Source organism: Faecalibacterium sp. i21-0019-B1 (genome assembly GCF_042852915.1).
GTDB lineage: Bacteria > Bacillota > Clostridia > Oscillospirales > Ruminococcaceae > Faecalibacterium > Faecalibacterium taiwanense.
Map to the genome: position 1 here is coordinate 1,283,915 of NZ_AP031425.1, position 22,772 is coordinate 1,306,686.

Consider the following 22,772-nt stretch of genomic DNA (forward strand, 5'->3'; position numbering starts at 1 on the left):
GTGAGAGATATGAGAAATACACGACCGGAAAAGCAATCGCTTACTCCTATGCAGAAGCAGGCTGTGCTGGTGTGCAGTGTGTGCGCACTGGCAGCCATTCTGACCATTGCCATTACCATGACGCTGCTCAAGCGCGGCAAGACCCCTGCATCCCCGGGGGAACAGCCCTCCAGCGAGGTGCTGGTGCCGGGCGAAGAGGATATCTCGGATCACTACCAGATCAGCGAGACCTCTGCCGCCCTGCTGCCGGAGACCGCCGACGCGGGCGAGAGCTACCAGAAGGAAACGCTGTTCCTCGGCGATTCCAACACGGTGCGCCTGTACGCCAACGGCCTGATCAGCCTGCAGCAGTTCTGCGCCAAGGAGGGCATTGGCACCCATGCCGCCCTGAACGAGGGCATCGTTACCTTTAAAAAGGACAGCAACACCTACACCATCGCGCAGGCCGTGGCCAAAATGAAGCCCCGCCGCGTGGTCATCATGCTGGGCACCAACGATACCGGCATGAGCGTGGACGAGTTCATCAAGAACTACACCGCGCTGGTGCAGGCCATTCAGGAAAGCTACCCCTACACCGACATCATCGTGAACACGGTGCCGCCGGTGCCTGCAAACCACGCAAACTACCCCCACATGGACCAGACCAAGATCGACGACTTCAACATGGCCCTGCTGTCCATGTGTGAGCAGATGGGCCTGAAGTTCCTCAACAGCGCCGAAGCGCTGAAGGATGCCAACGGCTATGGCCGCGAGGATTACTACCAGACCGGCGATATCCACCTGAAGCCCGTGGGCCTGAAGGCCATGCTGAGCTATCTGCGCACCCACGCTTACCAGACCGACGACCGTCGGCCCGACACCGCCAACATCCCCACCCGCGCCGAGTATACCCCGAACCCCAGCTCTGCGGTGACAGCACCCAGCAGCTCGGAGGCTGCAGGCTCTTCCGAAGAGCAGGGTGTGCTGTATCAGGCCAGCTACCGGGTGGACAAGACCGGCGGCACCCTTTCCAGCGGCAGCGACAGCGGCAAGACATCCCTCTCCTATGAAGTGACCAGCGCCGCCCAGTCCATCAGCGTGACGGCTGTGCCGCAGGACGGCTATGTGTTCGTCAAGTGGAGCGATGGCGTGACCCAGAAGACCCGCACCGATACGAACTTCAAGCAGAACGTGGACGTGACCGCCGTATTTGCAGCGGCTTCCGTGCATATCAGCAGCACCGGCAAGGCCGTGCTGGGCGATTCCTACACCTTTACCGCAAAGCTGGGCGGCAAGCACCTCACTGCCGACAGCATCCGCTGGTACGCCAACGGTGCGGAAGTGCCGCAGGCGGCGGGCAAGACCACCGTCAAGGTGGAGATCGACCCCTCCATGCTCAATGCGACCTTTAAGGTGTACGCAGTGGCAAGCTACAACGGCTGCACCGTTACCAGCAACGTCCTGAATGTGACGGTCAGCGGCGTAAGCTCCGGCAGCTCGTCTCACAGCTCCGGCAGCTCTGGCAGCACGTCGGGCAGCAGTTCTTCCGGCAGCACCAGTTCTTCCGGTGCATCGTCCGGCACCACCTCCGGGGCATCCTCCGGGGCTACATCCACCTCCGGCAGCTCGTCTCACAGCTCTTCCGACAGCTCGTCTCACAGCTCTTCCAGCAGTGAGAGCACGGCTTCCCCGGCAGGCTCGGCTTCTGCTTCCAACGGAACAGCCAGCTCTTCCCACAGCACCAGCTCGTCCCACGCGGACTCTGGTGAGAGCAGCTCGGCTTCCCATAGCAGCTCCGGCAGCGAGAGCAGCTCTGCAAGCTCTGGCAGCTCCCATGCGGCTTCGGAATCCAATGCCAGCAAGGAAGCCGCCAACGAGCAGTCCGCATCCACGGACTCCGCGTCCTGAGGCTGTCACCCCGGCCTGCCGTGCCGCATAGGCTGGCAGGAAGGGAGGCGTTTGCATGTACTACGAGGAACCCCGCATCCCGGCGCTGCCCGGGGAAGAGAACGTGACCGACGGCAGCGTGGACGATTACGGCACCGACTGGGAGAACGTGGACAACGGCGCGCTGGAAGAGGAAATGGCAAAGTGTGCCGCCACCCCCTGTGATGTCAAAACCACCTGCCCGGACAACGACCCGGAGCAGACGGACGTACCACCGTACGAAATTGTAACAGAATGATGTGAAGCCAGCTCTGTTTACGGCAGGGCTGGCTTCTGCCTGTTGTTGAGCGCATGGCAGCTGAGGCCATGGCAGAAGGAAAAGAGGGAAGGTTTATGGCAAAATATTATTGCGTGCTGTTCGATGCAGACAACACCCTGCTGAACTTTGACGCAGCCGAAAGCAAGGCACTGGCCGAAACGCTGGTGAACTACGGCATTGAGCCGGACGCAGAAACGGTGCAGACCTACCGCACCATCAACTCGGAGCTGTGGCGGCAGCTGGAAAAAGGCCAGCTCAAGCGGGAAAAGCTCATGGCAGAGCGGTTCACCCGCTTCCTCAAGGCCATTGATGCCGCCGGTGACGGAGCCGAGATGAACCGCTTCTATCTGGAACAGCTTTCCACCCACCCGGACCTGATGGGGCCGGAAGTGCTGGATGTGCTGCGGGAGCTTTCCGAGGTGGCAACGCTGGCCGTTGTGACCAACGGCTTCCAGAAGGTGCAGATCCGCCGTCTGGCCGAGAGCGGTGTGCTGAACTTTATGGAGGACGTGTTCGTCTCCGAGAAGATGGACAGCGAAAAGCCGAACCGCAGAATTTTTGATGCGGCCCTGCGCGCCCTTGGCGTGGAGAACCGCGAGCATGTGCTGGTGGTGGGCGACGGCCTGAGCAGCGACATTCAGGGCGGCGTGAATGCGGGCCTTGACACCTGCTGGTATAACCCCAGCCACGCCGAGAACCCCGGCAAGGTGGTGCCCACCTACGAGATCGCAGACCTGAAAGAGCTGTACCCGCTGGTGATGGAGCAGGAAGAGCTGGCCAATGTGGGCCTGAAGAACCGCCGCCACCAGTGCTGAGCCAATAAGCGGATGGAGAACGGGATCATAAAACTATGCTGATACATTTGGAAAAACTAGGCAAGAGCTTTGGCGAAAAGATCGTGCTGCACGATGTGACCGCCAGTGTCGAGCGGGAGGACCGCATCGGCATCGTGGGCCAGAACGGCGCGGGCAAGACCACCCTGCTCAAGATTTTGACCGGCGAGTACCAGGACTACGAAGGTGAGTTCAGTGTGACCCACGGCGTGACGCTGGGCTATCTGGAACAGAACGCAAAGCTGGATGCCACGCTGGATCTCTACGGCGAGATGCGCTCCACCTTTGCCCCTGTGCTGGATGCCATGGCCCAGATGCAGGTGCTGGAACGCAAAATGGCCGCGCAGCCGGACGACACGGAGCTGCTGGCCCGGCACGACCAGCTGCAGAACATCGTGGATGCCGCCGACGGCTACAACATGGATGTGAACATCAAAAAGGTGCTGTCCGGCATGGGCTTTGCGCAGGATACATGGCAGAAGAACATTGCGGTGCTCTCCGGCGGCGAGCTGACGAGGCTGCGGCTGGCAAAGCTGCTGCTGGAAAAGCCGGATGTGCTCATTCTGGACGAGCCCACCAACCATCTGGACTTTGCCACCATGGAATGGCTGGAAAACTACCTCAAAAGCTATTCCGGTGCGGTGCTGGTGGTCAGCCACGACCGCTACTTCCTCGATAACGTGTGTACGAAGATCTGGGAGGTCTCCTTCCAGACCATGACCACCTACAAGGGCAACTTCTCGGCCTACCTGCCCCAGAAGGAAGCCTCCGATGCCCTGCGCCAGAAGCAGCACGATGCAGATGTGGCACTGGCCGAAAAGCTGCAGGACTATGTGGACCGCAACCTTGTGCGCGCCTCCACCACCAAAATGGCCCAGAGCCGCCGCAAGCAGCTGGAAAAGCTGGAGATCACCGAAGCGCCCAAGGACGAGACCAACCAGCTCAAGTTCCGGTTTGAATATGACGTAGAACCGTGGAACGAGCTGGTGCTGCTCAAGAACCTGACCATCAAAATAGGGGAGCGCACCCTTCTGGAACCCTTTACCTACACGGTGTGCCGCGGCCAGCGGCTGGTGATCGCAGGCCCCAACGGCGCGGGCAAGTCCACCCTGATGCAGGTGCTGGACGGCAAGCGCCGCCCCTCCGGCGGCATGGTGCGGCTGGGCACCGGCGCACGGCCCAGCATCTTTGCCCAGCAGCAGAACCGTCTGGGGCAGGGCCGGGTCATCGATGTGATCTGGAACAAGTACCCCCGCATGACCGAGCTGGAAGTGCGCAGCCATCTGGCAAAGCTGGGCTTCCGGGGCGAGACGGTGTTCAAGCCCTGCGAGGCGCTTTCCGGTGGCGAGCTGGCCCGCCTGCGCTTTGCGGAGATCGTGCTGGAACGGCCCAACCTGCTGTTTCTGGACGAGCCCACCAACCATCTGGACATCTACACCCGCGAGAACCTTACCGAGGCCCTCATGGCCTACACCGGCACGCTGCTGCTGGTCACCCATGACCGCCACCTGATGAACAGTCTGGCCTGCCCCATCCTCTACCTTGAGGACGGCAAGGCCACCCTCTACCCCAGCTACGATGCCCTGATGGGCCGCAGCGCCCCGGCCCCTGCCGTGCAGAAGGCCGCCGAACCGGCCAAGACCGGCTACGGCAGGGAGCAGCGCCGCCGCCGCGCCGAGCTGCGGGCCAAGATCAAGGCCTGCGAGGACGAGATGGAAGCCTGCGGTGCACGCGAAGTGGAGCTGGACAACGAGATCAACTCCCCGGAGGTGTACAACGACCCCGACCTGCTGCGCCAGAAGAGCGACGAGCTGAGCGACCTGCGCTTCCATCAGGAAGAGCTGTTTGCCGCGTGGGAAGCTGCCATGGAAGAGCAGGAAAGCTACGAGCAGAGCCAGCAGACCGAAGAGTAAAGGAGGGTGCAGCATGCCCCAAAACAGACGCAGTTACGAAAAAACGCGCCGCATCGCCCTTTCCGGCCTGCTGTTTGCGCTGGCCATGGCGCTTTCGTTCATTGAGGGCACGCTCACCATCCCGGGCCTTTTGCCGGGCATGAAGCTGGGTCTTGCCAACATCGTGGTGATGTACGCGCTGTTTTTCATGGGGCCAAGGCAGGCGCTGGTGCTGGACGTGCTCAAGGCACTGTTCGTGTTTCTGGTGTCCGGTTTCACGGCGGGCCTTCTCTCGCTGTGCGGCGGCCTTTTGTCCCTGCTGGTGATGTGGGTGCTGTACTACCTGCTGCCGGTGCGGCCCACCTGGTTCATCCTGTCCGTATGCGGCGCACTGGCCCACAACATCGGCCAGCTGCTGGGTGCGGGCGTGATCATCTCGTCGTCGCTCTCGTTCTACTATGCGCCGGTCATGCTGGTGCTGGGCCTTGTGATGGGCGCACTGACCTCCATCACCCTCAAGGCCCTGCTGCCGGCTCTTGGCAAAATGGGCTTCTCCACGCAGGAAAAGCGGGGGGAATAACCAACCGTCCATGCATCACAGTTGCATTTTGGCCGGAAATCAGTATAATAAGGAAACAACCTGCTATTTTAAAGATAAAATCTCTTGCATACAGCGCTGCCGCCGTGGGAAAGTGCGCGGCAGCCGGGAGGTGTTTGCACTATGAGTGAAAAAGTTACCATCAAGGTGGAGCGCAAAAAGCTGCATCTGCCCACCATCGCCCTGCGCGGGCTGGTGGTGTTCCCCAACAATCTCGTCCACTTTGAGGTGGGCCGCGAAAAGAGCATTGCCGCCGTGGAGTGGGCAATGGCAAATAATTCCAACGTGTTTCTGGTGGCACAGAAGTCCATGGACACCACTGAGCCGCAGCAGGCAGACCTGTTCAGCTACGGCGTGGTGGCCGAGGTCAAGCAGGTGCTGCGCGTCTCCGGGGACCTTGTAAAGGTCCTGGTGGAGGGCAAGTACCGCGCAAAGCTCAGTGCACTGGATGCCAGCGGCGATTTTCTGCTTTCGGAGGTGCGCCCGGCCCCGGTGCGCGCAGGCAAGGCCGACGATGCCGTGGAGACCGAAGCACTGCTGCGCGCCCTCAAGGCCGGGTTTGACGAGTACCTTGGCATGAACCCGCGCCTTGGCAAGGACGTGGTGTTTGCCATCGTTTCCAGCGACGACCCCGCCTTCCTCAGCGAGTACATGCCCGCAAACCTGCTGTTCCGCTACGAGGACAAGCAGGCTGTGATGGACGAGGGCACCCTGAACGGACGGCTGAAAAAGCTCATCGAGATGCTGCGCCGTGAGTGTCAGGTGATGAAAATTGAAAAGGAGATCGCGGAAAAGGTCAACGAGTCCATGGACAAGAACCAGCGCGATTACTACCTGCACGAACAGCTGCACATCATCAGCGACGAGCTGGGCGAGGGCGACGACACCCACGCCGAGGCCGACGAGTACCGCCGCAGGATCACCGGGCTGCACCTTGCCGAGGACAGCGAGAAGAAGCTGCTCAAGGAAGTAGACCGCCTTGCCAAGATGCAGGGCTCCAATCAGGAGGCAACGGTCATCCGCACCTATCTGGACACCTGCCTTGACCTGCCGTGGAACACCTTTACGGTGGACGACCTTGATATCAGCCGCGCACAGCAGATTCTGGACCGCGACCACTACGGCCTGAAAAAGGTGAAGGACCGCATTCTGGAAACGCTGGCCGTGCGCAAGCTGGCACCGGACGTGAAGGCACAGATCATCTGCCTTGTAGGCCCTCCGGGCGTGGGCAAGACCAGTATTGCACGCTCCATCGCCGAAAGTCTGGGCCGCAAGTATGTGCGCATCAGCCTTGGCGGCGTGCGGGATGAAGCCGAGATCCGCGGCCACCGCCGCACCTACATCGGCGCGATGCCCGGCAAGATCATCACTGCCATGATCTCTGCCAAGAGCGCGAACCCCCTCATGCTGCTGGACGAGATCGACAAGCTGGCAGGCGACTTCCGCGGCGACCCGGCCGCAGCCCTGCTGGAAGCGCTGGACCCGGAGCAGAACAGCACCTTCAACGATCATTTCATCGATATCCCGTTCGATTTGAGCCATGTGCTCTTTATCACCACCGCCAACGACCTTGGCAGCATCCCCGGCCCCCTGCGTGACCGCATGGACGTGATCGAGCTACCCAGCTACACCCGCGTGGAAAAATATAACATTGCCCGCAAGCACCTGCTGCCCAAGCAGCTCAAGGCCTGCGGCCTGACCGGCAAGGTCACGCTGAGCCAGAGCGCGCTGTACGGCATCATCGACGGCTACACCCGCGAGGCCGGTGTGCGCAATCTGGAACGCACCATCACCAGCGTGCTGCGCAAGTGCGCCCGCAAGATCGCCGCAGGCGAGGTGGAAAGCGTCTCCGTTACCGGCACCATGCTGGAACAGCTGCTTGGCCCCCGCTTCGTCAAGCCCGACTTCTTCAACCGCACCAACGCGGTGGGCATCGCCAACGGTCTGGCATGGACCAGCGTGGGCGGCGAGACCCTGCCCATCGAGGTGCAGGTGATGGACAACGGCAGCGGCAAGATCACCGTCACCGGTTCGCTGGGCGACGTGATGAAGGAGAGCGCTCAGCTGGCCGTTACGTGGGTGCGCGTGCACGCCGCCGAGTACGGCATCGACCCGGAAAAGCTCAAGAAGTGCGACCTGCACATCCACGCCCCGGAGGGCGCAGTGCCCAAGGACGGCCCTTCTGCCGGTGTCACCCTGACCACGGCGCTGGTGTCCTGCCTGTCCGGCATCCCGGTGCGCGGTGATGTGGCCATGACCGGCGAGATCACCCTGCACGGCAACGTGCTGCCCATCGGCGGCCTGCGGGAAAAGAGCATGGCGGCCTACCGCGAGGGCATGAAAACGGTGCTCATCCCCAAGGACAACGAACCCGACCTGTACGAGGTGGACGACGAGGTGAAGAAGAACCTCACCTTCCTGCCCATGCAGAGCCTGACACAGGTGCTGAACGCGGCCCTGCTCAAGCCCCAGAACGCAAAGAAGGCCAAGGCTCCCAGCCGCACCCATGCAAAGAAAAAGGCGGCAGACGCCGCCATTGTGCCGCCCACCGCAGAAAAGCCCCAGCCCGGCGCGGTGTGCTGAGGGGAAAAGAACTCCTTCCACCGCTGACGCGGTCCCCCTCCCTCAAGGAGGGAGGCTTTGGCATACCGGAAAGCTTTTCCTCTTCGCCAGAGGCTCCCTCACTGAGGGAGCTGGCATCGCGTAAGCGATGACTGAAGGAGTTTGGATAGATGGCATTTATCAAAGAAAGGAAAGCTCCATGAATTACAACAAAGCTGATTTCATTGCCAGCTACGGCATTTCCAGCCAGCTGCCCGAGAGCGACCGCCCGGAGCTGAGCTTTTCGGGGCGGTCCAACGTGGGCAAATCCAGCCTCATCAATAAGCTGTGCAGCCGCAAAAACCTTGCCCGCGTGTCCAGTACGCCGGGCAAAACGGCTACCATCAATTTCTATTCGGTGGACGACTGCTACTTTGTGGACCTGCCCGGCTACGGCTACGCCAAGGTGAGCAACGCCGACCGTGAGCGCTGGGACGACCTCATCAACAGCTATTTTGAGGCCCCGCGCCACCACACCCTGCTGGTGCAGCTGCTGGACTGCCGCCACGCCCCCAGCGCCGACGATGAGCAGATGCTGCGCTACCTGCACTATCACCAGATCCCCTACGTGGTGGCCCTGACCAAGGCCGACAAGCTCAAAAAGAGCCAGCTGGCCAAGACGCTGGAAGACTTTGAGAACCTCTGCCGCCCCTATGGCTGCCAGAAGGTGGTGCTGACCAGCGGCGAGAACGGCTACGGCATCCCGGAGCTGCAGGCGGTGCTCAACGCCGCTGTGGCTGCGGAAAACGAGGAAGCGGAGTAAACCATGGCCTACAACGAATTTGCCTATTTCTACGATGAATTCAACGGCGAGGCCGATTACGATGCCCTGTATGCCCACATCCATGCAAAGCTCAAGGAGCACGGCATCCACGACGGCATCCTTGCCGACCTTGGCTGCGGCACCGGTGAGCTGACGTTGATGCTCACGCAGGCGGGCTATGATATGATCGGCATTGACCAGTCCGAGGAGATGCTCTGCGTTGTGCGCGATAAGGCCGAACAGCTGGGCCTTTCCGGCAGGCTGCTGCTGCTCCGGCAGGACCTGCTCAAGCTGGATCTGTACGGCACCATCCGGGGCGCGGTGTCCACCTTTGACACCTTCAACCACATCCCGGACCTCGACACCGCCATTGCCAACGCGGGCTTCTTTATGGAAAAAGGCGGGGTGTTCCTCTTCGATATGAACACGCCCTACAAGCACCGGAACGTGCTGGGCGACAACGCGTTCACCTTTGAGGAAGAGGATGCCGCCTGTGTGTGGCGCAACCACTACGATGCCGCCAACCGCCGCGTGGAGATCACCGTGGACATCGACTACCACGAGACCGGCGAGCACTTCCACGAGCAGTTCTGCGAGTACACCTACGACCTTGACACCATCCGCACCGCGCTGGAAAAGCACGGCTTTGCGCTGGAAAGCGTCTGCGACGGCGAGACCTTCGGCCCGCTGACCGAGGACAGCCAGCGCTATTTCTTCTGCGCAGTCAAGCAGTATACACAATTGGAGGGATAACTTTATGGCAAATCTGATCCGCGGCCTGTCGGAGAACGGCGGGGTCGTGTTCTGCGGTGTGGATTCCACCCAGATCGTCCGCAAGGCCGAAAAGCTGCACACCACCAGCGCCACCTGCAGCGCGGCACTGGGCCGTCTGCTCACCGGCGCGGCCCTGATGGGCTCCATGCTCAAGGACGACCGTGACCAGATCACCCTGCGTGTGTCCGGCGGCGGCCCGGCGGGCGTGGTCATTGCCTGCACCGACGGCACCGGCAACGTGAAGGGCTGCATCGATCACCCCTTGGTGGAGCTGCCCGCAAAGCCGAACGGCCACCTGGATGTGGGCGGCGCTGTGGGCAAAGACGGTGTGCTCACCGTCATCCGGGACAACCGCCTGCAGAAGGAGCCTACCGTGGGGCAGGTGCCGCTGGTCTCCGGCGAGATCGCCGAGGACCTGACCGCCTACTACGCCTACAGCGAGCAGGTGCCCACCGTCATGGCGCTGGGCGTGCTGGTGGACAAGGACCTGTCCATCCTGTGCGCAGGCGGCTTTATGGTGCAGCTGCTGCCCGGTGCCACCGATGCGGAGATCGATCAGCTGGAAAAGAATATCGCGGCCATGCCATCCGTTACCACCCTGCTGCACGAGGGCAAGACCCCCGAGGACATGATGCAGCTGGCGCTGGCGGGCTTTGCCCCCAACGTGCTGGACGAGCGCGATGTGCACTACCAGTGCGACTGCAGCGCCGAGCGCACCAAGGAGATGCTGTTCAGCCTTGGCCGCAAGGAGCTGGTGAGGATGCGCGACGAGGACCCCGCCTGCGAGGTGGTGTGCCACTTCTGCCACAGCAAGTACCAGTACGACCTGAACGACCTGCTTGCCGAGTACGACGCGCAGGCGGCGGAACGTGCCGCTGCAGAGCAGGGGACTTGACAAACCGCTAAAAAACAACTATACTACAAACAGAAAAGGCGCTGTCCGCAATGGTCAGCTTCCCTTCGGCTAAGGAGTCAATAAGAATGACCGCTCAGGTTTGGGAGTCTGGGGCGGTCATTTCTTATTGTTATGGATCTCTTTGAAGATTGCCCATGCGATCTGAAATGTAATCCCAACTGTGCCGCCAACAATGACGAACAGCTGCAGAACATCGTTCAACACCATGATGCATCCCCCCTTCCGCGTTTGCGAACGGGGGAACAAACAATAAGCTTTTACGTCCCCCGGACGCTTGCCGGAGGGAAGCATGACCACCTGCGCTTGCAGACAGCACCTTAACGCCACCCTTTGGGGTGGCATTTTTAGTTTAGCATCCTTTTTGACGAATTACAACGGGAATCCTTTCACCCGCAGATGTCCGCTGCCACGGTGTAGGTGACGGTATAGTCCAGTACATTGCCGTTCACGGTGCAGTCCTCTTTGCGGGCGATGTGCTCCGCGTCCGGCCATGCGGCGTACAGCGCCTGCAGGCTTTGCAGCCGGGCCAGCGCGGCGGCCTGCGCTTCGGTGCGGTGCAGCGTTTCCGGCTGCTGCACATAGCGGCAGGTCTCCTCCACAGAGCAGGGCAGGGCAAGGCCCAGCAGCGGCACCTCCGGCTGAAAGTGCCGGAGGACCACTGCCGCATGTTCCGGCGCAGGCGCGGCGGGCAGGGAGAAGGTGTGCCCGAACGCTGTCACCCGGTATGCGCGGGTGCACGTGCCGGTGTACTGCTGCACCGTCTCTTCCAAGGGCACGGTGCGGGTGTCGCTCCACTCAAACTGCGCAACCACCGTTCCGGCGGCGGGCGCAAAGATCAGGGTGCCGTCCCGCTCGGCGCGGGCTGTGCCAATGAGGCCCTGCCCGGCTTCCACCTGCTGGCCCGGCTGCACCAGCATGGTGCCGCTGGTAAGGTTCGTGCGCAGAACAGTGCCGCCGCATTTTGCCCGGATGCCGTGCAGCGTTCCGGCGGCAATGTCCGGCTTGGGCCTGGCCGCGGCGGCTTCCACCACCAGCCGCCCTTTGGCAAAATTCAGGCTGGCCCAGGAGAACTCGCCGCTGTGCAAAAGGGCGTACTCCCCGGCGGTGAGCTTTGCCTCGGTCACAGCCGCACCGGGCTGCAGGCCCGCTTCCCGCAGGACGGCGCAGGCCCGCGCAGCCTGTCCGGTGGTGAGGGAAGAGGTGTCCGCATACCAGACGAACTGCTGTGCAAAGAGCAGCAGCGGCACAAACACCGCCAGCCCCGCCCAAAGCCCGGCCCGGCGCAGCAAGGGGCGCAGACGGAAATACAGCCCCAGCTTCCGGCGGATGCGCAGCCGCACCCGGTGCTTGCGGGCCAGCGCGGCAAGGCGCGGGTACTGCCACGCGGCGCACCGCCCGCCAAACCCTCCCGGCAGGGCTGTTACCCCATAGGGGTGCAGCCCGGCCCGGGCGGCAGCGGTAAGCAGGGCTTCGGTGCTGCCATTGCATGCGGTGAACTCCACCGCGGCCCAAAGGCTTACCGGTTCCATGGGCACCTCCTAGTCATCCGCAAAGTCCGTGCGCACGAACCGCCCCCGCAGGGTCAGGCGGCTGGCGGTAAGGGTGACGATCTTCAGCCCGTCGCCGTAGATGGTCAACCGGCCATGGGGCATCTGCAGGCACAGCCGGTCGGGGCTGTAGGTCAGGATGCGGCAAAAGTGCTCCACCTCCATGCGGCCCCCGCTCAGGTAGACGGCAGGGGCGTGGTAAAAGCCCTGCGGCGGCTGACGGAACAGCAGGGCCAGCCAGCTTTGCGGCAAAAGCCGCTTTTTGCGCTTGGCACACATCCCATTCCCTCCCATCCCGCAGTTCTGCCCGCGGCGCGCTGCTACATATATATGGATGCGGAGGGCTGAGTTATGAATCGAAGCTGGAATTTCCGGCGGGGCGTGCTGCTGGCGCTGGCAGGGTACACGGCGTTTCTGGTGTTTGCCGCGCCGCAGCGCTGTGCCGATGCCCTGCAGGCGGGGCTGCGGCTGTGCGGCGGGCCGCTGCTGGTATCGCTGTTTCCGTTCCTCATCGTATCGGCGCTGGCGGCAGGCTGCGGGGCCGGGCAGTGGCTGGGCTTTGTGTTCCGGCCTGCGGCGCGGCTCATGGGCATCCGGGCAAAGGGTGCGGGCGGCGTGCTGCTCATTGGGGCCTTGGGGGGCTTTGCACCGGCGGCGGTGGCTGCGTCCGAAGCCGTGCGCACCGGTCAGCTCACCTCCCGGCAGGCCTCGGCGCTGCTGCCCGCCTGTGTGTGCAGCGGGCCGTCCTTTGTCATCCTCACGGTAGGGCAGCAGATGCTGGGCAGCCGCGCGGTGGGGGTGCGGCTGTTTGCGGCCCAGCTGCTGGCGGGATACCTCACGGCGGCGCTGCTGTGCAGGATGCAGGGCGGGGCCGGGCAGGCTCCACCCGCGCAGGGGGAAACCATTCCGCTGCCCGCACTGGACGCGGTGATCGCGCAGGCGGCAGTGACCTACCTGAAGCTCTGCGGCTTTGTGCTGTACTTCCGGCTGCTGGCGGCAGGGTGCGGGGCATTGCTGCCACAGCCGTGGGCGGCGCTGCCCGCCATGCTGCTGGAAGTGTGTTCCGGCTGCGATCAGGCCGCCCGCACCGGGCTGTGGGCCAGCACGCTGTGCTGTGCGGCGCTCAGTGTGCAGGGGGTGTCGGTGCTTTTGCAGGTGCGCACCATCTGCCCGGCCGAGATCTCGCTGCGGCCTTTGCTGGCAGCGCGGGCGGTGCATCTGCCGCTTTCGGTGGCGCTGTTCTGGCTGGGCAGCACCGTGCCGGTGCAGGCCGTGCAGACCTTTACCACCCTGACCGAACGGGTGGTGGTGCTGCGCCGTGTCCCGCTGGACTGCGCCCTGCTGGCCTTTGCCGTGTGCTGCATCACGGTGGAGGAGTTGGCGCGTTGAGGATCGGGCCGCGTGCTGGGAGCTTTCTCCGCGAACAGCCCGGAACCCACGGTTCCGCCCCTGTGCTTACGCACGGGGCCCCACTTCCCGGACATTCGCTGGAGAAACTCCCAGCCCACAGCCCTTGGTTTCAGGGAACTTTATCAGGTGCTACTGTAGGAGCGTTATCTGAGTAAGTGACTGATTTTTGACGAATGAGCGTAAAAAAGACACTTTGTCAAGCTGATAAACTGACAACAGCGTGGCAAACAGAGTCACTTTGTCAGCAAGGGTCACTTTGTCAAATTGACAAACAGACAATTATAAACATAGATGCGTTATAATTTCGCCACTTTGTCACTTGTTTCTCCACGGTAGGGCATGGCAGTGAACCAACTACGTACGTTGCCGCCCTGATTGATCTGGTGCTTTGCGATCTCACCGGATTTTACAAGCTCACTGTACACACGGTTGTATGTACTGTCGCTGCACCCGATCTCCCGCAGGACGGCGGCGCGCAGCTCGTTGCTGGGCATCGACCCAAGGCGGCTCTCGGACAGAACGTTCAGGATGGCGCTGCGGGTGTCCTGCCGGGTCTCCGCCGTGCGCACCCGCCGCTCCTCAATGAAGTCGGCATCCTTCTTGTCGGTGTAGCCGTCAAACACGGCCCGCGCGGTCTTTACGCCCTCCACCTCCACATCGTCGATGTGCAGCAGCACCGTCTGCTGGGGGCGGGCGTAGCTGTTTTTCTCGTGGCTGAGATAAATTTTGCCGTCGTTCTTGGCGCGGCCCATCATCAGCACGCTGCGGGCCATGTCCCAGATATCCGAGCTGTCGGCCAGACGTGCGCGGCCGGAAACGCCCTGCTTTTTGTTGGAGTGCATCACGATGAGCACCGCGCAGCCCTGCTTTGCGGCAATGGCGCGCAGCGGCAGCAGGGCACCGCGCATCTGGTTGCGGCTTGCCATCTCCACATCGGCGGGCAGAAAGCTCTGCAGCGGGTCCACGATGAGCAGCAGCGGCCCGGCCTTGGCGGCAAAATCCGCCAGTGCCTGATCCTTGAGGGTAAGGGGCTGGCCGGTCTTGCCAAAGTAGTCGTCGGCGGTCAGCACCAGCACCCGGTTCATGTCGGCCCCGGCCGCCAGCAGACGGGCCTTGAGCACCTTGCCGGGGTCGTCCTCGCCCGCAAGCAGCAGCACCTTGCCGGTCTGCTGCGGCGGCAGCGGAAAAAAGCCGGAGGTCTTGCCCGCCGTCACATAGGCAATGAGCTGTGCCTGCCAGATGCCCTTGCCGGTGCCGCCGTCGGCACCCAGCAGCGACACTTCGCCCAGCGGCAGCAGCTGCGGCACCAGCCACGCCACGCTCTGCATGGGCACATCGGCCAGCAGACCGGGCTGCGCCGCGCTGCCCTCCAGCGCAAGCTTGCGCTGCTTTGCGTCCGCGTTCACGGCTGCCATAAAGGCTGCAGGGTCGGCCTGCCACGCCTGCTTGCAGGTGTTGAGCCATTGATCGATCTTGTAATTGACGGCGGGCAGCTGCATGTTGCAGGCTGCGCCGCGCACGTCGTCCAGCAGGTCTTCCCGTGCATCCGGATCGGTCTGGTGGAACATTACCGCAAAGGTCAGGCGGCTGAACAGCTGCTGCTCGGTCCTGCAGGCATCCAGCATGTTCAGAAAGTCTGTGCGGTCCTGAATGGATACTCCCAAAATACATTTCTCCTTTCGCTGTGGTTTATAACTGGAAGCAAAACCAAATGTTGTTGCTATAAGTATAACTCTGAAAAAACAACGTGTCAACAAATAGTTTTTGCGCAAAAAGCCACAGCTTCCGGGGTGAAAATGCACAGGAAAATGGGGAAATGCGCTGCAGCAATCTTGAAAACACACCAGCTGTATGTTAAAATGACACTGAGAAGGGAAGTGGTGCAATTGCCGGTACTGAGCATTTTTTACGGCATCATTGTCAGAATGTACCGCGAACAGGGTGGAAAGCATAATATGCCGCATATCCACGCAGAATATTCCGGTGAAGAGATCGTGGTTGCGCTGGACGGTACGGTTCTGGAAGGCAGCTTTCCGAAGAACAAGCTGAAACTGCTGGAGGCATGGATCGTGATCCATCATGAGGATCTGGAAGCCAACTGGAAGCTGCTGAGCAATGGTGAACAATTCTTCCGCATCGACCCGCTGAAGTAAGGAGTGATTCTGGATGTTACAGCCGAAGCTGACAAAGGTGGAACCCGTAAAACCGCTGAAGCTCTGCCTTTATTATGAGACGGGCGAGGTAAAGCTGTTTGATGCAGCCCCTTATGCCACCGGCTCGTGGTACGGCAGGCTGCAGGATGAGAGTTACTTTGCTACCGTGCATCTGCTGCCGGGCGGTATTGGCATCGAGTGGGAAGAGGGGCAGGATATCGCCCCGCATGAGCTGTACGAAAACAGCGTTCCTGTGAAGAAAACAGCATAACCCAATGCAAAAGGCCGCTGCACGGTTCACATGCAGCGGCCTTTCCATTTGATGGGGAGTATTCAGCGGCGGTTTACTGGATGCCGGTCACAGGGTAGTCCTGATCTTCAACGGCCTTCTTCAGCACGTCGTCGGCGACCTCGGCGTTCAGGGTGACGATGGCGGTGCCGGCCTCGTGGCTCACCACGGCCTCGTCCACCTCGGGCAGGGCTTCCAGAGCCTTCTTCACGCGGGCTTCGCAGTGGCCGCACATCATGCCTTCCACCTTCAGGGTCTTTTTCATAGCAGTGTCCTCCTTGGTACTCTCTTTATTTGCAACCGCTGCGGGCTGTGCGGAGACAGCGGGCAGGGAAGCAGCATTTTTTGCCGCACGATCGTGCTTTGTGCTGTGCACGTCGAACAGGTTCAGGCGCAGGGCGTTGCTTACCACGCAGAAGCTGGAAAGGCTCATGGCAGCAGCACCGAACATGGGGTTCAGCGTCAGGCCGAAGGGGATGAACACGCCTGCGGCCAGCGGGATGCCGATGATGTTGTAGATGAACGCCCAGAACAGGTTTTCGTGGATGTTGCGCAGGGCAGCGCGGCTCAGGCGGATGGCGGCGGGCACGTCCGACAGCTTGGAGTTCATCAGCACCACGTCCGCCGCGTCGATGGCAACATCGGTGCCTGCGCCGATGGCGATGCCGGTGTCGGCACGGGTCAGGGCCGGGGCATCGTTGATGCCGTCGCCCACCATGGCCACCTTGCCGGATGCCTGCAGCTGGCGGATGACCGCTTCCTTGCCGTCGGGCAGCACACCTGCGATCACCTCGTCCACACCGGCCTGCCTGCCAATGGCGTCGGCAGTGCGCTGGTTGTCACCGGTGAGCATGACCACGCGGATGCCCATGGCCTGCAGCTCCCGGATGGCGCGGGGGCTGTCCTCCTTGATGGTATCGGCCACCGCGATGATGCCCAGCAGACGGCCTGCTCCGCCGAAGAACAGGGGCGTTTTGCCCTGTGCGGAAAGGGCTGCGGCCTTCTCCTGCAGCTGTGCGGGCACGGTGACTTTGGTGCCGATAAAGGACGCATTGCCGCCAAAGATCTCCACGCCCTCCAGCTTTGCGGCCAGACCGTTGCCCGGCAGGGCGGCAAAGCCGGATACCTCGGGGGCGGTGAGCTTCTGCGCGTCGGTGCAGGCCAGCACGGCCTTTGCCAGCGGGTGCTCGCTCTTGCGCTCCAGTGCGGCGGCAAGGGTGAGCAGCTCCGTCTCGGAAACGCCCTCGGCGGGCAGAATATCGGTCACTTTTGGTTCACCGCTGGTGATGGTGCCGGTCTTGTCCAGCGCCACGATCTGGGTGCGGCCTGCAGCTTCCAGCGAAGCGGCGGTCTTGAACAGGATGCCGTTCTTTGCACCCAGACCGTTGCCCACCATGATGGCCACCGGCGTTGCCAGACCCAGCGCACAGGGGCAGCTGATGACCAGCACGGAGATGCCGCGGGCCAGCGCATAGCCCAGCTCCCGGCCCAGCAGCAGCCACACGATGGTGGTGACCACCGCAATGGTAATGACCGCAGGCACGAAGAAACCGGACACCGTATCGGCGATTTTTGCAATGGGAGCCTTGGTGGCGGCGGCATCGCTGACCATCCGGATGATCTGGGCAAGGGTGGTGTCCTCGCCAACGCGGGTGGCCCGGCACTGCAGGAAACCGGACTGGTTGGTGGTGGCAGCGCTCACCTTATCGCCCGCAGCCTTGTCCACGGGGATGCTCTCGCCGGTCAGGGCGCTCTCGTTCACGGCGCTGGTGCCTTCCAGCACGATGCCGTCCACGGGGATGTTCTCGCCCGGGCGCACCACAAAAATGTCCCCCTTCTGCACCTGCTCGATGGGCACGGTCACTTCGGTACCGTCCCGCAGCAGGTTGGCGGTCTTGGGGGCAAGCTTCATCAGGCTCTTGAGCGCGTCGGTGGTCTTGCCCTTGGAGCGGGCCTCCAGCATCTTGCCCACCGTGATGAGGGTCAAGATCATGGCAGCGGACTCAAAGTAGAACTCCATCATATAATGCATGACCAGCTCGCTGTTGCCGTCCACCTGCGCGCGGGTCATGGCGAACAGGGCGTAGGTGCTCCACACAAAGCTTGCCATGGAACCCATGGCCACCAGCGTGTCCATGTTGGGCGAACCGTGGAGGAGGCCCTTGAAGCCGTTGATGAAGAACTTCTGGTTGATGACCATGACAATGCCCGCCAGCAGCAGCTGCACAAGGCCCATGGCGATGTGGTTGCCGTCGAACCAGCGGGGCAGGGGCCAGCCCCACATCATGTGGCCCATGGAGAAGTACATCAGCACCAGCAGAAAACCCAGCGATGCAATGAGCCGCCGCTTGAGCTTGGGGGTCTCGTGGTCGGCCAGCGCGTCAAGGTCGGCGCTGGTGGAGCTGGCAGCCGCCGCGCCCGCACGCTTGGGGCTGGCACCGTAACCGGCATCCTGCACGGCCTTGATGATCTCGGCAGAGCTGGCGGTGCCCTCCACGCCCATGGAGTTGGTCAGCAGGCTCACCGAACAGCTGGCAACGCCGGGCACCTTGCTCACGGCCTTCTCCACCCGGGCGGAGCAGGCTGCGCAGCTCATGCCGGTAACGTTGTATTGTTCCATAAAATATCACTCCTACGTTGAGTATGCACAGGAAAGGGCTTCTTATTTCATGAGCTTGGGCAGCAGATTCACCAGCTCGTCCAGCTTTGCCTCGCTGCCCGCACGCAGGTCGTCCGCCACGCAGGTGGAGATGTGCTGGGCCAGCAGCTCCTTGGAAAAGCTGTTCAGCGCCGAGTTCGCCGCCGCCACCTGCACAAGGATGTCCACGCAGTAGGCATCCTTTTCCAGCATGCCGCGGATGCCGCGCACCTGCCCTTCGATGCGGCTGAGCCGGTTCAGCAGGGCCTTGTGCTCCTCAGGGGTGCGGTCCTTGTGGCGGCAGCAGGAGGGGGTGACGCTTTCGGTGGGCACAGCGGATGCGTCAACGGCCGGAGCCGTGGCAGCTTCGGGCTGGGCGGGCGTGCCGCAACAGCAGCAGGGCTTTTTCTCGTTGTCCATAAAATATCTCCTTTACCCATAGGGGGTATGTGTCTTACAGCATGAGTATAGCACAGCAAACCCGATAAATCAAGTAGGAAATTGAAAAATACAAACAAAAAGAGGGAAGGCACTGCAAATGCCTTCCCTCTATCAAATCACTTTTACTTCTCCAGAATCCGCGGCACAAACAGGCCCAGCATCTTGCCCCACCAGTACCACTCGTGGGAGACATCGCCGCCCCAGACCTCGAGGTGGGCGGGCAGGCCCTGTGCAGCCAGCACATCGGCCAGCGCCTGCGTGTCGGCTTTGGCATCGTCCTCGTAGGCACCCTGACCGGCGCAGAGCATCAGGCTGTTCTCCTCGGCCTTGGCCAGAGCCAGCTTGTCGGCGATGCCGTTCTCGGCCAGATACTGCAGGGGAGAGCAGCGCAGCACTAGATCGTCGGCTTCACTGCCCCAGAAGCGGGCCAGATCGTAGATGCCGGAAAGGCCGATGGCACCGGCAAAGAGCTTGGGACGGCGCAGGCGGCAGTTGACGGCGTGCACAGCGCCAAGGTCGATGCCCACACACCACAGCTTGGCATCCTTTGCGGCACCGTTCAGGGCCAGCACCCGGGGAGCCAGCTCGGCGGTAAGGTAGACGAAGTACTTTTCCTCCATCTCGGCGCGGCGGCGTACCGGGATGTCGCCGTTCAGTACGGCCTCGCCGTCAATGCTGTCGGCGCAGAACAGCTGCACCTTGCCCTCGTTCAGCAGCGGGGCAATGGCATCGGGCATGCCGTTGTTCTCCCAATCATAAAAGCGGCCGCCGCGGGCAGGCAGGGCCAGCACCGGCACACCGGCGCTGCCGTATACCTTGAACTCCATCTCGCGGTTCAGCACGCTGCTCCACTCTTTGTAATAGGTACCCTGGATCATAAATCAAGCACTCCTTGTTTCTATATTCACCGGCCCGGGCGCAGTCGCTGCACGTTGGTGCCGGTCGTTAGCGATCAAAAGAAAGCTTTCTCTGGAAATATCACACGAATTGGTTGCGCTGGGCATCGTATTCGTAGCCCACAGCTTTGAGCTTTGCGCACAGATCTGCCTTGTCGGCATCCATGTCTTCGCACAGAGCATCGAGGTTTTTGTAAAAATCACGCAGCTTCAGGTTCACCACGCTCAGCAGCATGATGGGATCGTTGGGCAGAGCCATGTGTTTTGCCTCCTTACAGCAACAAAAAAAGCCGGCCACTCGACAAAGTGACCGGCCACATACACCAAATTAGACAGCGCGGGTAACTTTGCCAGCGCGCAGGCAACGGGAGCATGCGTAGACGTACTTGGGAGAACCCTCAACGACCGCCTTGACACGACGGACATTCGGCTTCCAGGTACGGTTGGAACGACGATGAGAGTGAGAAACCTTGATACCAAAGGCAACACCCTTGCCGCAGCATTCACATTTAGCCATGGTACTTGCACCTCCTGCAGTGAAGTAAGGAATCAAAATAATCAGCTTGACTATTGTAGCAGATTACCGGGCAAAATGCAAGCCTTTTTTCAAAAAATATTGCGGTTTTTTGGAAAACCAAACTCCTTCAGTCATCGCTGCGCGATGCCAGCTGTTCCCCTTCTGGCACTTTGTGCCACCTCCCCCGGCCGGGGGAGTCTGTCTCAGTGAGGGAGCCTCTGGCGAAGAGGAAAAGCTTTCCGGTATGCCAAAGCCTCCCTCTTTGAGGGAGGGGGACCGCGTTAGCGGTGGAAGGAGTTTACCCCCTTGTCTAAAACCTCAAAAAATAGTATTATATATGGTATACTGAAAAAAGGCAGGAATATCGAATGACCTCTCAGGGCATCTATTATCTCATCCGCGCGCTGGTGGCGCTGGTGGCCATCCCCTTCCACGAGTGCGGGCACGCGCTGGCGGCATGGCTGCTGGGCGACGACACCGCAAAGCGGCAGGGGCGGCTCTCCATGAATCCCTTTGCCCACTTTGACCTGCTGGGCACGCTGTGCATGGTGTTTGCGGGCGTGGGCTGGGCAAAGCCCGTCTCCACCGACCCCCGCAATTTCAAAAACCCCAAGTGGGGCATGGCCCTCACCGCGCTGGCTGGCCCTGCGGCAAACATGATCCTTGCCTATGTGGGCATGGTGGTGTGGAAGCTCATGTACTACTGGGCACCGGTGAACGATGCCACCATCTACATTGCCATGTTCCTGCAGTACCTTGTGCTGATGAACGTGAGCCTTGCCGTGTTCAACTTGATCCCGGTGCCGCCGCTGGACGGCAGCCGCATCCTGCTGGTGGTGCTGCCCCGGCGCATCTACTTTGGCCTGATGAAATACGAGCGCTATATCATGATCGCCCTGCTGGCGGCAGTGTGGTTCGGCGCACTGGATACCCCCCTGTACTACCTGAACAACATCGTGTGGGAGCTGCTGGGCAAGGGCACCGGCTACATTGATAAGATCGCGTATTCCATCTACTATGCCGGCCTTGGGACGGTGGTGTGAGCGTGGCAGAAGAACTGACCTTCCATCTGGAAGATTTTGACGGCCCGCTGGAATTATTGCTGGCGCTTGTGGCCAAACATAAGATGGACCTGCACAACATCCCCATTCTGGAGCTGATCGACCAGTACACCGCCACGGTGGCGCGGGCCGACCCGGACCCGGAAGCCGCCAGCGCCTTCATCGAGATGGCCGCGCGGCTGGTGGAGATGAAAAGCTACCTGCTTTTGCCCCGCAGCGAAGAGGGCGAGCGGCTCAAGCAGGAGTTCACCGGCCAGCTGATCGAGTACGACCAGTGCCGCCGCATGGCTGCGCTTTTGCGCCAAAAGGCCGAAGCTGCGCCGGTTTTTGTGCGTCCGCCCATGGAGATGGAGTTCGATAACACCTACGACCTGCACCATGCGCCGCAGGTGCTGGCGGATTACTGGGCCGTTCTTTCCGGCCGCACCAAGCTGCGCCGGGAGCCTACCCAGCAGCAGTTCGAGCCGCTGGTCACAGCGCCCATGGTGTCGGTGACGAGCCGGGTGGTGTACATTCTGCGGCACCTGATCAGCGGTACAGCGGCAAAAATGAGCCAGCTGTTCAGCCGCCAGCAGACCCGCAGCACCAACGTGGCCACCTTTCTGGCCTTGCTGGAGCTGGTGCGCGGCGGCCGCGTAAAGCTGGACGACGAGGGCCGGCTGACCATGCAGCGGGGCCGCATCCAACGTGATAAGGAGAAGGAATGAACCAGAAACAGATCCGTGCAGCCGTGGAAGCCATGCTGTTTGCCAGCGGCGACCCCATTGGTGCCGACAAGCTGGCCCAGGCGGTGCAGCTGCCGCAGCTCAGCGTGGAAGCCGCGCTGGAAGCCCTGCGGGAGCGCTACGCCCGGGAGGACAGCGGCCTGTGCCTGCTGCACCTGAACACCCGCTGGCAGCTTGCCACCAAGACCGAGTGGGCCGACTGCATCCGCCGCCTGCTGGACAGCCGCCGCGCAGTGCCCCTTGGCCCCGCCGCCATGGAGACCCTGACCGTGATCGCCTACAACCAGCCGGTGTCCCGCGCCTTCATCGAGCAGGTGCGCGGCGTGGATTCCTCGTCCAGCGTGTCGGGCCTGCTGGAAAAGGGCCTCATTGAGGAAGCCGGCCGCCTTGACCTGCCGGGCAGGCCGGTGAGCTTCCGCACCACCGACACCTTTTTGCGGGTGTTCGGCCTTTCTTCTCTGGCCGACCTGCCGCCGGTGCACGGGCAGGAAATGGAAACGAACGCATCACCGACAGAAAGTGAGGGGTAACGC

Annotated in this window: 23 protein-coding genes; 15 read left to right on the plus strand and 8 right to left on the minus strand. The window is 61.7% G+C overall.

Translation table 11 applies throughout. The features are described from left to right. Positions 1–9 precede the first annotated feature (9 nt). The 9 genes from ACGHP1_RS06400 to hslO all read left to right on the plus strand — a co-directional run bounded on the left by ACGHP1_RS06400 (position 10) and on the right by hslO (position 10,541). The gene (locus tag ACGHP1_RS06400) at positions 10–1,887 is read left to right on the plus strand and encodes an SGNH/GDSL hydrolase family protein (protein WP_390508470.1); all 1,878 of its coding nucleotides are present in this window, start codon (positions 10–12) and stop codon (positions 1,885–1,887) included. A gap of 55 nt (positions 1,888–1,942) precedes the next feature. Further along, positions 1,943–2,164, plus strand: a complete 222-nt coding sequence (locus ACGHP1_RS06405; protein ID WP_118527866.1) for a hypothetical protein — start codon at positions 1,943–1,945, stop codon at positions 2,162–2,164. A 95-nt stretch (positions 2,165–2,259) separates the two neighbouring features. Next, positions 2,260–3,000 (plus strand): YjjG family noncanonical pyrimidine nucleotidase, encoded by a 741-nt coding sequence (locus ACGHP1_RS06410; protein WP_223387819.1) that lies wholly within the window; start codon positions 2,260–2,262, stop codon positions 2,998–3,000. A 35-nt stretch (positions 3,001–3,035) separates the two neighbouring features. Continuing rightward, the gene (locus ACGHP1_RS06415) at positions 3,036–4,931 is read left to right on the plus strand and encodes an ABC-F family ATP-binding cassette domain-containing protein (protein WP_154258781.1); all 1,896 of its coding nucleotides are present in this window, start codon (positions 3,036–3,038) and stop codon (positions 4,929–4,931) included. 13 nt (positions 4,932–4,944) lie between these two features. After that, a complete protein-coding gene (locus ACGHP1_RS06420) occupies positions 4,945–5,490 on the plus strand; it encodes a Gx transporter family protein (RefSeq protein ID WP_118527860.1) in 546 nt (181 codons plus the stop codon). A 141-nt stretch (positions 5,491–5,631) separates the two neighbouring features. Then, entirely contained in the window at positions 5,632–8,091 is a 2,460-nt protein-coding gene (gene lon / locus ACGHP1_RS06425; RefSeq protein WP_390508474.1) for an endopeptidase La, read from the plus strand. Positions 8,092–8,269: 178 nt separating this feature from the next. After that, positions 8,270–8,872, plus strand: a complete 603-nt coding sequence (gene yihA / locus ACGHP1_RS06430; protein WP_154258788.1) for a ribosome biogenesis GTP-binding protein YihA/YsxC — start codon at positions 8,270–8,272, stop codon at positions 8,870–8,872. Between the two features lie 3 nt (positions 8,873–8,875). Beyond that, the gene (locus ACGHP1_RS06435) at positions 8,876–9,625 is read left to right on the plus strand and encodes a class I SAM-dependent methyltransferase (RefSeq protein WP_005940360.1); all 750 of its coding nucleotides are present in this window, start codon (positions 8,876–8,878) and stop codon (positions 9,623–9,625) included. Positions 9,626–9,629: 4 nt separating this feature from the next. Next, entirely contained in the window at positions 9,630–10,541 is a 912-nt protein-coding gene (hslO, locus tag ACGHP1_RS06440; protein WP_154258789.1) for an Hsp33 family molecular chaperone HslO, read from the plus strand. 407 nt (positions 10,542–10,948) lie between these two features. Here hslO and ACGHP1_RS06445 read toward each other — a convergent pair whose 3' ends face one another. Together ACGHP1_RS06445 and ACGHP1_RS06450 are read right to left on the minus strand one after the other, a co-directional pair. Continuing rightward, positions 10,949–12,091: a sporulation protein YqfD gene (locus ACGHP1_RS06445; RefSeq protein ID WP_390508477.1), complete on the minus strand. Its 1,143-nt coding sequence runs from the start codon at positions 12,089–12,091 to the stop codon at positions 10,949–10,951. A 9-nt stretch (positions 12,092–12,100) separates the two neighbouring features. Next, complete coding sequence (locus ACGHP1_RS06450; protein ID WP_155115867.1) at positions 12,101–12,388, minus strand: YabP/YqfC family sporulation protein; 288 nt, start codon at positions 12,386–12,388, stop codon at positions 12,101–12,103. 72 nt (positions 12,389–12,460) lie between these two features. Between ACGHP1_RS06450 and ACGHP1_RS06455 the strand changes: the two genes are divergently transcribed. Continuing rightward, positions 12,461–13,498 carry a hypothetical protein gene (locus tag ACGHP1_RS06455; RefSeq protein ID WP_005940376.1) on the plus strand — a complete coding sequence of 346 codons (1,038 nt, stop codon included), beginning with the start codon at positions 12,461–12,463 and terminating at the stop codon, positions 13,496–13,498. A gap of 317 nt (positions 13,499–13,815) precedes the next feature. Here ACGHP1_RS06455 and ACGHP1_RS06460 read toward each other — a convergent pair whose 3' ends face one another. After that, a complete protein-coding gene (locus ACGHP1_RS06460; protein WP_390508480.1) occupies positions 13,816–15,183 on the minus strand; it encodes an AAA family ATPase in 1,368 nt (455 codons plus the stop codon). Between the two features lie 222 nt (positions 15,184–15,405). Between ACGHP1_RS06460 and ACGHP1_RS06465 the strand changes: the two genes are divergently transcribed. Together ACGHP1_RS06465 and ACGHP1_RS06470 are read left to right on the plus strand one after the other, a co-directional pair. Beyond that, positions 15,406–15,672, plus strand: coding sequence for a DUF4160 domain-containing protein (locus ACGHP1_RS06465; protein ID WP_097777915.1), 267 nt, complete (start codon positions 15,406–15,408; stop codon positions 15,670–15,672). Between the two features lie 13 nt (positions 15,673–15,685). Beyond that, positions 15,686–15,943 (plus strand): DUF2442 domain-containing protein, encoded by a 258-nt coding sequence (locus tag ACGHP1_RS06470; protein ID WP_390508482.1) that lies wholly within the window; start codon positions 15,686–15,688, stop codon positions 15,941–15,943. Between the two features lie 73 nt (positions 15,944–16,016). Here the strand turns inward: ACGHP1_RS06470 and ACGHP1_RS06475 are convergent, their stop codons facing one another. From ACGHP1_RS06475 to rpmB, 5 genes are all read right to left on the minus strand, one after another. Continuing rightward, positions 16,017–18,581 carry a heavy metal translocating P-type ATPase gene (locus ACGHP1_RS06475; protein WP_390508484.1) on the minus strand — a complete coding sequence of 855 codons (2,565 nt, stop codon included), beginning with the start codon at positions 18,579–18,581 and terminating at the stop codon, positions 16,017–16,019. Between the two features lie 42 nt (positions 18,582–18,623). Further along, positions 18,624–19,019: a metal-sensing transcriptional repressor gene (locus ACGHP1_RS06480; RefSeq protein ID WP_005941288.1), complete on the minus strand. Its 396-nt coding sequence runs from the start codon at positions 19,017–19,019 to the stop codon at positions 18,624–18,626. A gap of 143 nt (positions 19,020–19,162) precedes the next feature. Next, on the minus strand, positions 19,163–19,918 hold the full coding sequence (locus tag ACGHP1_RS06485; RefSeq protein ID WP_005941285.1) for an esterase family protein: 756 nt from the start codon (positions 19,916–19,918) through the stop codon (positions 19,163–19,165). Positions 19,919–20,018: 100 nt separating this feature from the next. Then, positions 20,019–20,195, minus strand: a complete 177-nt coding sequence (locus ACGHP1_RS06490; RefSeq protein WP_097774886.1) for a DUF4250 domain-containing protein — start codon at positions 20,193–20,195, stop codon at positions 20,019–20,021. A gap of 69 nt (positions 20,196–20,264) precedes the next feature. Further along, positions 20,265–20,453, minus strand: a complete 189-nt coding sequence (gene rpmB, locus ACGHP1_RS06495; RefSeq protein WP_082210844.1) for a 50S ribosomal protein L28 — start codon at positions 20,451–20,453, stop codon at positions 20,265–20,267. A 368-nt stretch (positions 20,454–20,821) separates the two neighbouring features. Here rpmB and ACGHP1_RS06500 point away from each other — a divergent pair, with 368 nt between their 5' ends. The 3 genes from ACGHP1_RS06500 to scpB are packed head-to-tail and all read left to right on the plus strand — an operon-like array spanning position 20,822 to position 22,769. Beyond that, positions 20,822–21,496: a site-2 protease family protein gene (locus ACGHP1_RS06500; protein WP_390508489.1), complete on the plus strand. Its 675-nt coding sequence runs from the start codon at positions 20,822–20,824 to the stop codon at positions 21,494–21,496. Positions 21,497–21,498: 2 nt separating this feature from the next. Further along, a complete protein-coding gene (locus tag ACGHP1_RS06505) occupies positions 21,499–22,221 on the plus strand; it encodes a segregation/condensation protein A (RefSeq protein ID WP_349936080.1) in 723 nt (240 codons plus the stop codon). Further along, positions 22,218–22,769 carry an SMC-Scp complex subunit ScpB gene (scpB, locus tag ACGHP1_RS06510; RefSeq protein ID WP_390508492.1) on the plus strand — a complete coding sequence of 184 codons (552 nt, stop codon included), beginning with the start codon at positions 22,218–22,220 and terminating at the stop codon, positions 22,767–22,769. The genes ACGHP1_RS06505 and scpB overlap by 4 nt, the downstream gene beginning before the upstream one ends. Positions 22,770–22,772 lie beyond the last annotated feature (3 nt).